This window comes from Thermoanaerobaculia bacterium (genome assembly GCA_018057705.1).
Classification (GTDB): Bacteria; Acidobacteriota; Thermoanaerobaculia; order Multivoradales; family JAGPDF01; genus JAGPDF01.
In genome coordinates this window covers 47,611-57,977 of the sequence record JAGPDF010000008.1, presented here as the reverse complement: position 1 = coordinate 57,977, position 10,367 = coordinate 47,611, and the positions used below count along the sequence as shown (strand labels likewise).

Here is a 10,367-nt window from a genome sequence, read left to right as displayed (position 1 = left end):
TCGTGTCACCGCAACGGCTACGCCGGAACGCCCTCGGACTGCTTCTCCTGTCATCAGACCGACTTCACCGGCGCCAACAATCCCAGCCACGCCGGCTTCCCGAACACCTGTCAGAACTGCCACAGCGTGACCGCCTGGCAGCCGGCGAGCTTCGACCACAACGCCACCGGCTTCCCCCTGAACGGCGCCCACCGCTCCGCCTCGTGCACCCAGTGTCACCAGAACGGCTATCCGGGGACGCCCACCGACTGTTTCTCGTGTCACCAGTCCGACTACAACGGCGCCGACAATCCCAGCCACGCCGGCTTCCCGAACACCTGTCAGAACTGCCACAGCGTGACCGCCTGGCAGCCGGCGAGCTTCGATCACAACGCGACCGGCTTCCCGTTGAACGGCGCCCACCGCTCCGCCGCGTGCACCCAGTGCCACCAGAACGGCTATCCGGGAACACCCACCGACTGTTTCTCGTGTCACCAGACCGACTACAACGGCGCCAACGATCCCAGCCACACCGGCTTCCCGCACAGCTGCCAGGACTGCCACGGCGTCTCCGCCTGGGAGCCGGCGAGCTTCAACCACGCGACCACCGGCTTCCCGCTGCGCGGCGCGCACCTCGCCACGGCCTGCCTCGACTGTCACAGCGGCGGCTACTCGGGGACGCCGACGGCCTGCTTCTCCTGCCATCAGTCCGACTTCAACGGGGCGGGGAACCCGCCGCACACCGGCTTCCCGAACACCTGCCAGAACTGTCACTCCGAGACCGGATGGCAGCCGGCGAGCTTCAACCATGCCTCGACCGGCTTCCCGCTCACCGGCGCCCACGCCGGAGCGAGCTGCCTCGAGTGCCACGCCGGAGGCTACTCGGGAACCCCGAGCCAGTGCTTCGCCTGTCATCAGAGCGACTACAACGGCACCAACGACCCCGACCACGGGAGCGCCGGCTTCCCGACCACCTGCGAGAACTGCCACAGCACGACCGCCTGGGAACCGTCGAGCTTCAATCACTCGACCTACTTCCCGATCACTTCGGGGAACCATCAGCTCCCCTGCGCCTCCTGCCACGTGAGTCCGGGCAATTTCGGCGTCTTCGAGTGCATCCTCTGTCACGAACACAGCCAGAACCAGACCAACAACGACCACAGTGAGGTCGGCGGCTACATCTACCAGAGCCAGGCCTGTTACCAGTGTCACCCGCAAGGCCGCGATTGAGCGGCACGAACGACCCGAGAGCCAACTCACCGATGACGGACTTCCACGCTTCTCCGGCCGCCGCTTCGCGCGCGGCCCGGCGCCCGACTCGACACACAACACTGGTGTCGTTCCTGCTCTGCCTCTTCTCTTTCGCTGCGCTCGCCGCGGCCCAGGGCGGCACGGCTTCTCGGCCGATGACCGTGGCGCGCGTCGTCGCCGGACGGGTCGACGTCGACGTCCCGGGCACGGAGCGCCTCGCGATCGGCACGCGTCTCGTCGTGGAACGCGACGGCGTCAAGCTGGCAGATCTCGAAGTCACCATGCTCGGCAACCACAAGGCTTCGTGCCGGATCGAGCGCATGAGCGGCGCGATCGCCGGCGGCGACCTGGTTCGGCTGGCCGTGCCGGGCAGCGCCCCGGCCCCGGCGTCCGGCGCGTCGGGCGCAACGCGCGCCGCCGCCTCCTCAGGCGCCGATCCGAAGGCCGCCTTCGCGGTCGAACACCCGGGCAACCAGACGATGATCGTGCGCCGTGTCCTGCGCGGAGCGGTCGACATCTCGCTCGTCGACTCGCAGCCGGTGGCGGTCGGAGATCGCCTCGTCGTCGAGCGCGGAAGTCAGGTGATCGGCGAGCTCGAGGTCGTACTGATGGGCGAGCACTCGGCGACCTGCCGGATCGATCGCGAGATCCGGCCGATCACGCAAGGAGACCGCGTGCGACCACTCGAAGTCGCGCCGGCGCCGGCGCCGGAGCCGGCGCCGGCGTCGCAGGAGCCTGTCGCTCCCGCTCCCGCGCCCGCTGCCGAAACTGCCGTGCCCGAGAAGGCGCAACCGATCCGGGTCCGCCAGGTGCTCGCCGAAGAGATCTTTCTCGATGCCGGGCGCCTCGCCGGCCTGGCGGCCGGCCAACGCGTCAAGGTGGTGCGCCCGGATGCCGCTTCCGGCGTCGCGGCCGACATTGCCGAGCTCGAGATCGCCTTCATCGCCAGCCGCTCGGCCTCGTGCACGATCATCGAGACGAAGGCCGCGATCGAGGTCGGCGACCTCGTGATCCCGGGCCCGTTGCCGGCCTCGGCCATGGCGGCGGCGGCCGAGGATGGGGCGGCCACGGCCGCGGCGGGCGGCGGCACCTCAGCGCCCGGCGGCCAAGGCAAGGGCGGCAAGCCGCCGGGGTGGGACCCCGCGGAACACACCGACTACTCCGGCTCGATCGCCTTGCGGTATCAGGGCTTCCGCGACGGCGGTCCGGCCGGCCGCGACTTCAACCAGGAGTCGGCGCTGATCAACATCTACGCCGGCCATCTGGGCGGCAGCAAGTTCGACTTCCGGCTCCGCGGCACCGCCAGCCGCGAGCAGATCCAGCTTTCCTCCGGCGGGACGGAGTCGCGCGACAACGACCGTCTCTACGAAGCGACACTCTCCTACGAGCCGCCGGAGGCCCGTTTCACCTACCAGGTCGGCCGGCTGATCTCCGGTCCGCTGGTCGGCTTCGACTACCTCGACGGCGGGGTTGGCGAGTTTCACGCCACCCGGCGGTTCAGCCTCGGAGCGTTCTACGGCTCGCGCTCGAACGGCGATCAGATCGACTTCGCGAGCCCCGGTCGCGCCTATGGCGGCTTCGTGCACTGGCTGGACCAGACGGTCGGGAAACCGTTCTACGCCGAGTACCTGCTCGAAGCGATCGGCGACTACCTGGGCGGCGAGGCCAACCGGGAGTACCTCTCCTTCTACGGTCGGCAGGGTTCGGGCAGCCGCTGGTCGCTCTACGAGCGCGCCGAGTTCGATCTGGGCCACAAGTGGGAGGATCGTCCGAACGCCAACAGCAGCCAGTTGAGCAACGTCCTGTTCTCCGGCAGCTACAGCGTCTCGAAGGCGGTGCGCTTCGGTGTGAGCTACGACCAGTCGCGGCAGATCCTCACTCTCGACGACCGCTTCACTCCCGAAGAACTGTTCGACAACTCGCTGCGGGAGGGCTACCGCGTCACGGCCTACCTGGGCTCCGCCAAGTCCGTGCGGGGAAACTTCTCGGCCGGCCAGCGCTGGAAGCAGGGAAGTCCGGATCGCAGCCTCACCTACAACGCCAACGTCTACCACAGCAATGTCTTCAACTGGAACATGCTCATCGGGGCGGATTACTCGGGTTTCTCCGGTGACACCTCGGAGGGCTTTCGCGCCGGCCTGCGGATCCAGAAGTACTTTCGCAGCGGCCACGACCTCGAGCTCACCTTCGGGACTTCCAGCACCGAGCTCCTGGCGACACGCGAAGTCCGGGAGAACCGGTGGCTGCGCCTTTCCGGCACGCTCCAGCTCGGACGGCGGTTCTACCTGCTCGGCGAGTTCGAGTCGGCCACGGGCGACGACCTCGAGGGCGAGCGGCTCTTCCTGCAGCTCGGCTATCGGCTCTAGGGGGCGTTTCCGATGCCCGATGCCGGCCTGACGCCGGCTGCCAGGGTGGGAAGGTTCACCCCGCAGCTGCGGTATCGTACGGAGCCTCATGCGCCCTGCTCCCTCCCTGTCGGCACGCCGCCTCGCCCGCCCGGATTCGCAGCCGCTGTGACTGCCGCCGACGCAGGATCCGAGACGCCACCCACGGCGTTCCGCGCCCGCGATCTGTCCCGCCGGTACGGGCAGAAGTGGGCGCTCGCGCATCTCGACCTCGACGCCCCCAGTGGCGAGGTGCTGCTCATCGCCGGCCCCAACGGCTCGGGCAAGACGACCTTTCTGCGACTGCTGGCTGGACTCCTGCGCCCGACGGTCGGCGAGCTCGAGGTCTTTGGCAAGAGCCTCGCATCCGATCCGTTCGGATGGCGCCGAAATGTCTCCCTGCTCTCGCATGCCTCCTATCTCTATGAGCCTCTCACCGCGCTCGAGACCGTCCGCCTGTGGGCGCGGCTTCTCGGCCGCCCGACGAGCGACGCGGAGCTGCGGGCGCGTCTCGCGGAGGTCGGCCTCGAGTCCGAGAGTGACACCGTCGTGGCCGGTTTCTCCGCCGGCATGCAGAAACGTCTCACCTTCGCCCGGGTGCGGCTCGAAGATTCCGCCCTGGTACTTCTGGACGAACCGTTCGCGGCGCTCGACGCCGCCGGACAGGACCTGGTCGCCGACTGGATCGCCGCCGACCGCAAGGCAGGCAAGACCGTGGTGATCGCCTCGCACAACCTGGAACGGGCCTCGCGGATCGCCGACCGGGCCGTGCTGCTCGCCCGCGGCCAGATGACCTGGCAGGGCGCCGCCCGCGATCTCCCGGGTGTTCTGTCCGGGATCGCCGCGCCCGCGGGGGCCGTATGAGCGAGCTCCGGAGCCAGACGCTGACGCTCCTCGCCAAAGACCTCCGGCTCGAGTGGCGGGCCAAAGCACGTCTCGTTGCCGTCGGCGTTTTCGGCCTGCTGTCGCTGGTGGTCTTCTCGATCGCCGTCGGGCCGGACTCGAAAGCCCTGACCGCCGGGGCCGCCGGCTTCCTGGTCATCGCCTTGCTGCTGTCGTCGACCCTGGCGCTCGCCGAGAGCTTTCGGATCGAGCACGAGCGCCGCGCCCTCGAAGGGATCCTGCTGCTGCCCGTGCGGCCGGGCGCCGTCTTCTACAGCAAGGCGATCGCCAACACGATCTCGCTGGCGATGCTCGCGCCCGGCCTGTCGCTGTTTGGCGTCGTGCTGTACGGCGTCGAGCTCGAGCCGGCGAATGTCGGCAGCTTCTTCCTCATCTGGGGCCTGGCCGCTGCCGGACTTTCGGCGCCCGGAACACTCTACGCCGCCATGACCGCGCAGCTGCGGAGCCGCGACGTCCTCCTGCCACTGCTGCTCTTTCCGCTCGTGGTTCCGGTGCTGATGGCCTCGTGCAAGGCGTTGGCCCTCGTCCTGACCGGCGATCCGATGGGGCAGATGCGCTCGTGGGCCTTGCTGCTGCTCTGTTTCGACCTGATCTACTGGTCCCTGGGCGGGATTCTCTTCCCGTTCGTCATCGAGGAGGGCTGAACCGTGAATCGTGGCATTTCGCAAGCGCGCTGGCCGCGGGAGCACTGGGTGGGGCTCGCCGCCGTCGCCCTCGTCCTCGCCGGCTCGTACATCGGACTCTTCCTGGCGCCGGCCGAACGCCATATGGGCGACGTCCAACGCATCATGTACGTGCATGTGCCGACCGCCTGGGCGGCGCTGCTCTGCTTCACCTGCGCCTTCATCTCGGCCATCGGCTCGCTGTGGACCGGCAGGGAACGCTGGGACGCGACGCTCGTCGCCGCGGCCGAGGCCGGGGTGGTGTTGAACGCCCTGCTGCTCATCCAGGGGTCGCTCTGGGGTCGGGCGACCTGGGGCGTCTGGTGGGACTGGGACGTCCGGCTCACGACCTCCCTGGTTCTCCTTCTGCTCTTCATCGGTGTCCTCTCCCTGCGCTCGTTCGCCTCCGGGTCGGACCGCAGGGCGAGCCTGACGGCGGTGGCCGCGATCGTCGCGTACGTCGACGTGCCGCTCGTTTACTTCTGCGTGCGCTGGTGGCGGAGCCTGCATCAGATCCAGTCTTCGCCCGCCACCGTAGATCCAGCTATGGTGCTGCCGCTGCGGCTGAACGCCATCGGCCTCGCCCTGGCCGCCACCTGGTTCATCGTCCGCCGTGCCCGCCTCGAGCTCGCCCGGCGGCGCAGCACGGAAACCGCGCTGCCGGAGCGCGCGTCCATGATCGAGGTGCCGCATGCTTGAAAACACCCCCGCAGGAGTCATCGTCGGCGGTTGGAACTTCGTCATCGCCGCCTACAGCATCACCGCCGTCGGCCTGGTTGCCTATACCTGGAGTCTCCTCCGGCGGACGCGACAGCAGCACGAGAAGGAGGGCAAGTCATGACCGACGAGAACGAGCAGGCCCCATCGACGGTGCCACCGGCCGGGTCGGCCGCAGATGCCGCGCGCGCGTCGAAAAAGTCCCGGGCGGAAGTCCGGCGCCACCGGCTTCTGGCGCTGGCGGCCATCCTCATCGCCGCCGGGACTTTCGGTTTCCTTGCCCTGGGCGGCCTCGGTAAGAGCCTCGTCTACTACTGGAGCCCAACCGAGTTGCGGGCCCACGGCGGCAAGGCGGAAGGCGCCACGATCCGTCTCGGCGGCCTCGTCGCCCCCGGGTCGATCGAGACCGGGGAGGGCGGCCTCGGCCTCAAGTTCAAGATGACCGACGGTGCGGAGACGGTCGTCGTTTCGACCACGGCGGTCCCGCCGGCGATGTTCCGCGAAGGGATCGGCGTAGTCGTCGAAGGGGCGCTCCAGGCCGACGGCACCTTCGCGACCGACCGCCTGATGATCAAGCACGACAACGAGTACCAGGCACCCGGCAAGAGCGATTCCCGGTCGGTCAAGGAACTTGCCGAGACCCTCGAGCCCGAGAGCCCCCGATGATCTCCATTCTCGGCCGGGCCGTCGTGCTGGCGGCGCTCCTGCTCGCGACCAGCGGCGCCGTGATGAGCTTCGCCGCTGCCCAGCGACGCTCGGCTTCCGGGGTCGCGCGTGCCCGCCTCTTCGCCTACCTCTACGCGGTCATGATGACGCTCGCGACCGGGCTGATGATCTACGCCCTCGTCGCCCACGAGTTCTCGGTCTCCTATGTGGCGCAGGTCGGGTCGCTCGCGACGCCGCTGCACATCACCATCGTCTCGCTCTGGTCGTCGCTCGACGGCTCGATCCTCTTCTGGGGCCTGGTCCTCGGGGCCTTCACCGCCGGGGCGGCCTTCCACCTGCGCAAGAGCGCGCCCGACCAGTTGGGCTACATGCTCGGGACGCTCTTCGTGGTCGGGATCTTCTTCACCTTCCTCATCGCCGGGCCCGCCGACCCGTTCGCGCCGACGCCACCGCCGGTCCCGACCGACGGTCCGGGGCCGAATCCGCTGCTCCAGAACCACCCACTGATGATCATCCATCCGCCGATGCTCTATCTCGGCTACGTCGGCATGAGCGTGCCGTTCGCGATCGCCATGGCGGCGCTCTTCGCCGGCCGTCTCGACCGCGACTGGATCCGTTCGCTGCGCAGCTGGCTGCTCGTCCCGACGGCGTTCCTGACGATGGGCGTGATGCTCGGCGGCTGGTGGTCGTACGAGGTGCTCGGGTGGGGCGGCTACTGGGCGTGGGATCCGGTGGAGAACGCCTCCTTCCTGCCCTGGCTCACCGCCATCGCCGCCGTCCATTCCGCGCTGGTCCTGCAGAGGAAGGGGACGCTGCGCGCCTGGACGGTCATTCTCGTCGTCGTGACCTTCCTGTTGACGATCCTCGGCACCTTCCTCACCCGTTCCGGTGTGGTCAATTCGGTGCATTCGTTCACCCAGACGCCGATCGGGCCCGCGTTCCTCGCCTTCCTCGGCTTCTGCCTCGTCGCCTCCGTCGTGGTGCTCGCCATGCGCATGGACACCCTCGCTTCGGATCCCGACCGCGAAACGCTGTGGACGCGCGAGGGCGCCTTCCTGGTCAACAACCTCCTGCTTCTGGTGTTCATGTTCACGGTCCTGGTCGGAACGCTCTTCCCGATCGCCGCCGAGCTCGTGCGCGGCGTCAAGGTCAGCGTCGGCGAGCCCTACTTCAACCGCATGGCGATTCCGATCAGTCTCGGGTTGCTGTTGCTCATCGGCATCGGGCCGGCGCTGCCGTGGGGCCGGGCCGACCATCAGAACGTCCGCCGCGCGCTGCTCTTTCCGATTCCGGCCGCGATCGCGGGCCTGCTCGCGACCTTCGCCCTCGGCGGCCGCAGCTGGGGGGTGCTCCTGACCGGCGCGCTCGCCGGCTACGCCATCTGGGTCAATTTCGACCAGGGGTTGCGCCTGACCCGCAGGCGTCGCGAAGACGAGCCCTGGACCGATGCCGTCGGCGAGGCCGTCCGGCGGGGAGCGCGTCGCTACGGCGCCTACCTCGCCCATCTCGGAGTGGTCGTGACCTTCGTCGCGATCGCCGTCTCGTCCTCCTACCAGGTGGCTGCCGAAGCGACGATGCGTCCCGGAGAATCGATGACCGTCGCGGGCTACGCGCTCACCTACGAGAAGGTGGACTCGCGCCCGGAGCCGCATCGAATTTCGGATCGCGCCGTGATGCGGATCACCCGCGACGGCAAGGACGGCGGCACACTCGAACCCGCCTTGAACCGCTACGACACCCGCATGGAGCCGATCGGAACGCCGGCAGTCCGCACCTCGATCGGCCACGATCTCTACCTCTCGCTGATGAACGTCGGCACGGACGGCAGCATCGGCATGCGGGCCATCGTGACTCCGGCCGTCGTCTGGATCTGGATCGGCGTCTTCATCATCACCGCCGGCACGGCCATGTGCCTGCTGCCCGCCCGCCTGCGCTTCTCGCGCCGGGAGGACGATCGGGAGCCCGTCGTGGCGCCGGTCGCAGGGACCACCGCATGAACCGCAAGGTCCTTCTCGTCGGCCTGCTCCTGGTCGCTCCGCTGCTCGTCATGCTGGCTTCGGGGCTGCGGCACGACCCGCGCGAGGTGATCTCGCCGCTCATCGGGCGCCCGGCGCCGGAGTTCGCCCTCAACGACCTCGACGGCCGGACGATCCGGCTCGCGGAGCTGCGCGGCCAACCGGTGGTCCTCAATTTCTGGGCGACATGGTGTCAGCCGTGCGCAGCGGAGAATCCGATCTTCGCCGCCCTGGCGCGGCGCTATGCCGGGCGGGTGCGATTCTTGAGCGTCATCTATCAGGACACTCCCGAGGCGATTCGCGCCTACGAACGCCAGCGCGGCAGCTGGGGTCCGGCGCTGGTCGACCCCGATTCGCGCACCGCCATCCAGTTCGGCGTCTACGGTGTGCCCGAGACCTTTCTGATCGATGCCCAGGGGAATGTCCACGAGAAGGTCACCGGTATGGTGACCTTCGACGGCCTCAACCGCTCTCTGGGGGCGATGCTATGAGTGCTTCCCGAAGGCTGCCCGCTCGTGTCTTCTGGCTGATTCTGCTGGCGCTCGGCGCCGGGCTGCCCGGCGCTGCCTCTGCCCAGGGACCTGGCTCCGGAGCCGGAGCGCCCCTGCCGCTCACCCCTCCGACGACCGCGAGCGCGAACGAAGCCCCTGCGGGGCCGCCGCTCTCGGGCGCGGCGCTCGACCGCGCCACGGAGGAGGTCGCCTCCCTGATGCGTTGCCCGGTCTGCCAGGGCCTGTCGGTGGCCGACTCCCCGTCCTCCTCCGCGGTCGATCTCAAAGCGGAGGTCCGCCGGATGATCGCCCTCGGTTATTCCGAAGACCAGGTGATCGCCGCGTTCGAACGCTCCTACGGCGAGTTCATCCGCCTCGAGCCCAAGGCAGAAGGCTTCAACTGGATGGTCTGGGTGATGCCGATCGTGGCGTTCGCCGCCGGCGCGCTGATGATCTTCCTTCGCCTGCGGCCGCAACGCCCAGCGCCACTGGCTTCCGCCGCCCTACCCGCGCAGGAGGATTCGAAACCGTCATGAATGTCTGGATTCCTGGTCTGATCGTCGTCGCCGTAGGGCTCGCCGCGGGACTCTGGTTCGGGTTGCGGGGCAGGAGCGAGGCCGCCGGAGACGGCGGGACCGGCCCCGCCGACGCCGACGCCGCTGGCGCCGCTGGCCCGCGGCCAAGCGCCCCGCAGCGAGGGGGCTTCGGCACCGAGCTCGTCCCAGCCTCGTCCAGTCGCAGCGCGGGCCTGGTCGGATTCCTCTTCGGTGTCGGCACCTGCGCCATCGTCGGAGGCCTCATCTACTGGGCCACCCAGGGCGCGAAGCCCAGGGACGAAATGGCCGGCGGCGCTCCCATGGCCCCGATGGCGCAGCCGACGCAGATGGCGTCGGGCTCCGGCGCGCCGGTCGACGCCGCCACCGCGCACGAGGCGAGCGCCGAGCTCACCCCGGAGGTCGCGGCGCAGCTCGACCAGTTTCGCCAGCAGGTGCAGGCCGCCCCGCAGGACCTCCAGGCGCGGCGCCAGCTCACCGTCGCGCTGCTCAACGCCAACCTCCTGATGGAGGCTTTCGAGCAGGCGCGAGAGCTCCAGAAGGTCGCGCCCAACGACCCCGACGGCATGTTCGTGGAAGGCGTGGTCCGCCTGGCGATGGGTCAGTGGCCGGTCGCGGCGCAGCTCATGGGGAACGTTCTCGCGCAGCACCCAGACCACCTCCTGGCGTCGCTCGCGAAAGGCCAGGCGGAGGCCGCCCTGGGACAGACCCCGCAGGCGATCGCCACCCTGAGGAAGGGCCTGGC

Annotated in this window: 11 protein-coding genes; all 11 read left to right on the top strand. The window is 69.2% G+C overall.

Annotation, left to right across the window (positions count from 1 at the left end):
• Nucleotides 1-1,209 (top strand): hypothetical protein (locus tag KBI44_04225; GenBank protein ID MBP9143670.1); only part of this gene is annotated, 1,209 nt, incomplete at its 5' end.
• Nucleotides 1,210-1,241: 32 nt separating this feature from the next.
• On the top strand, nucleotides 1,242-3,596 hold the full coding sequence (locus KBI44_04220) for a hypothetical protein (GenBank protein MBP9143669.1): 2,355 nt from the start codon (nucleotides 1,242-1,244) through the stop codon (nucleotides 3,594-3,596).
• A gap of 12 nt (nucleotides 3,597-3,608) precedes the next feature.
• Nucleotides 3,609-4,478 (top strand): heme ABC exporter ATP-binding protein CcmA, encoded by an 870-nt coding sequence (gene ccmA, locus KBI44_04215; protein MBP9143668.1) that lies wholly within the window; start codon nucleotides 3,609-3,611, stop codon nucleotides 4,476-4,478.
• On the top strand, nucleotides 4,475-5,161 hold the full coding sequence (locus tag KBI44_04210; protein ID MBP9143667.1) for a heme exporter protein CcmB: 687 nt from the start codon (nucleotides 4,475-4,477) through the stop codon (nucleotides 5,159-5,161). The genes ccmA and KBI44_04210 overlap by 4 nt, the downstream gene beginning before the upstream one ends.
• Before the next feature lie 15 nt (nucleotides 5,162-5,176).
• The gene (gene ccsA, locus KBI44_04205) at nucleotides 5,177-5,878 is read left to right on the top strand and encodes a cytochrome c biogenesis protein CcsA (protein ID MBP9143666.1); all 702 of its coding nucleotides are present in this window, start codon (nucleotides 5,177-5,179) and stop codon (nucleotides 5,876-5,878) included.
• Nucleotides 5,871-6,020, top strand: a complete 150-nt coding sequence (locus KBI44_04200) for a hypothetical protein (GenBank protein ID MBP9143665.1) — start codon at nucleotides 5,871-5,873, stop codon at nucleotides 6,018-6,020. The genes ccsA and KBI44_04200 overlap by 8 nt, the downstream gene beginning before the upstream one ends.
• On the top strand, nucleotides 6,017-6,562 hold the full coding sequence (locus KBI44_04195) for a cytochrome c maturation protein CcmE (protein MBP9143664.1): 546 nt from the start codon (nucleotides 6,017-6,019) through the stop codon (nucleotides 6,560-6,562). Before KBI44_04200 ends, KBI44_04195 begins: the two co-directional genes overlap by 4 nt.
• Entirely contained in the window at nucleotides 6,559-8,559 is a 2,001-nt protein-coding gene (locus KBI44_04190) for a heme lyase CcmF/NrfE family subunit (GenBank protein MBP9143663.1), read from the top strand. Before KBI44_04195 ends, KBI44_04190 begins: the two co-directional genes overlap by 4 nt.
• Complete coding sequence (locus KBI44_04185) at nucleotides 8,556-9,068, top strand: TlpA family protein disulfide reductase (protein MBP9143662.1); 513 nt, start codon at nucleotides 8,556-8,558, stop codon at nucleotides 9,066-9,068. Before KBI44_04190 ends, KBI44_04185 begins: the two co-directional genes overlap by 4 nt.
• Nucleotides 9,065-9,604 (top strand): cytochrome c-type biogenesis protein CcmH, encoded by a 540-nt coding sequence (locus KBI44_04180; protein MBP9143661.1) that lies wholly within the window; start codon nucleotides 9,065-9,067, stop codon nucleotides 9,602-9,604. The genes KBI44_04185 and KBI44_04180 overlap by 4 nt, the downstream gene beginning before the upstream one ends.
• Nucleotides 9,601-10,367 (top strand): tetratricopeptide repeat protein (locus KBI44_04175; protein MBP9143660.1); only part of this gene is annotated, 767 nt, incomplete at its 3' end. The genes KBI44_04180 and KBI44_04175, both read left to right, overlap by 4 nt.

Excerpts from the sequence above, each read along its gene's own strand:
- KBI44_04220 (MBP9143669.1), top strand. The coding sequence starts at position 1,242 with ATGACGGACTTCCACGCTTCTCCGGCCGCCGCTTCGCGCGCGGCCCGG.
- KBI44_04190 (MBP9143663.1), top strand. The coding sequence starts at position 6,559 with ATGATCTCCATTCTCGGCCGGGCCGTCGTGCTGGCGGCGCTCCTGCTC.
- KBI44_04180 (MBP9143661.1), top strand. The coding sequence starts at position 9,065 with ATGAGTGCTTCCCGAAGGCTGCCCGCTCGTGTCTTCTGGCTGATTCTG.
- KBI44_04210 (MBP9143667.1), top strand. The coding sequence starts at position 4,475 with ATGAGCGAGCTCCGGAGCCAGACGCTGACGCTCCTCGCCAAAGACCTC.
- KBI44_04185 (MBP9143662.1), top strand. The coding sequence starts at position 8,556 with ATGAACCGCAAGGTCCTTCTCGTCGGCCTGCTCCTGGTCGCTCCGCTG.
- KBI44_04200 (MBP9143665.1), top strand. The coding sequence starts at position 5,871 with ATGCTTGAAAACACCCCCGCAGGAGTCATCGTCGGCGGTTGGAACTTC.
- KBI44_04195 (MBP9143664.1), top strand. The coding sequence starts at position 6,017 with ATGACCGACGAGAACGAGCAGGCCCCATCGACGGTGCCACCGGCCGGG.
- ccmA (MBP9143668.1), top strand. The coding sequence starts at position 3,609 with ATGCCCGATGCCGGCCTGACGCCGGCTGCCAGGGTGGGAAGGTTCACC.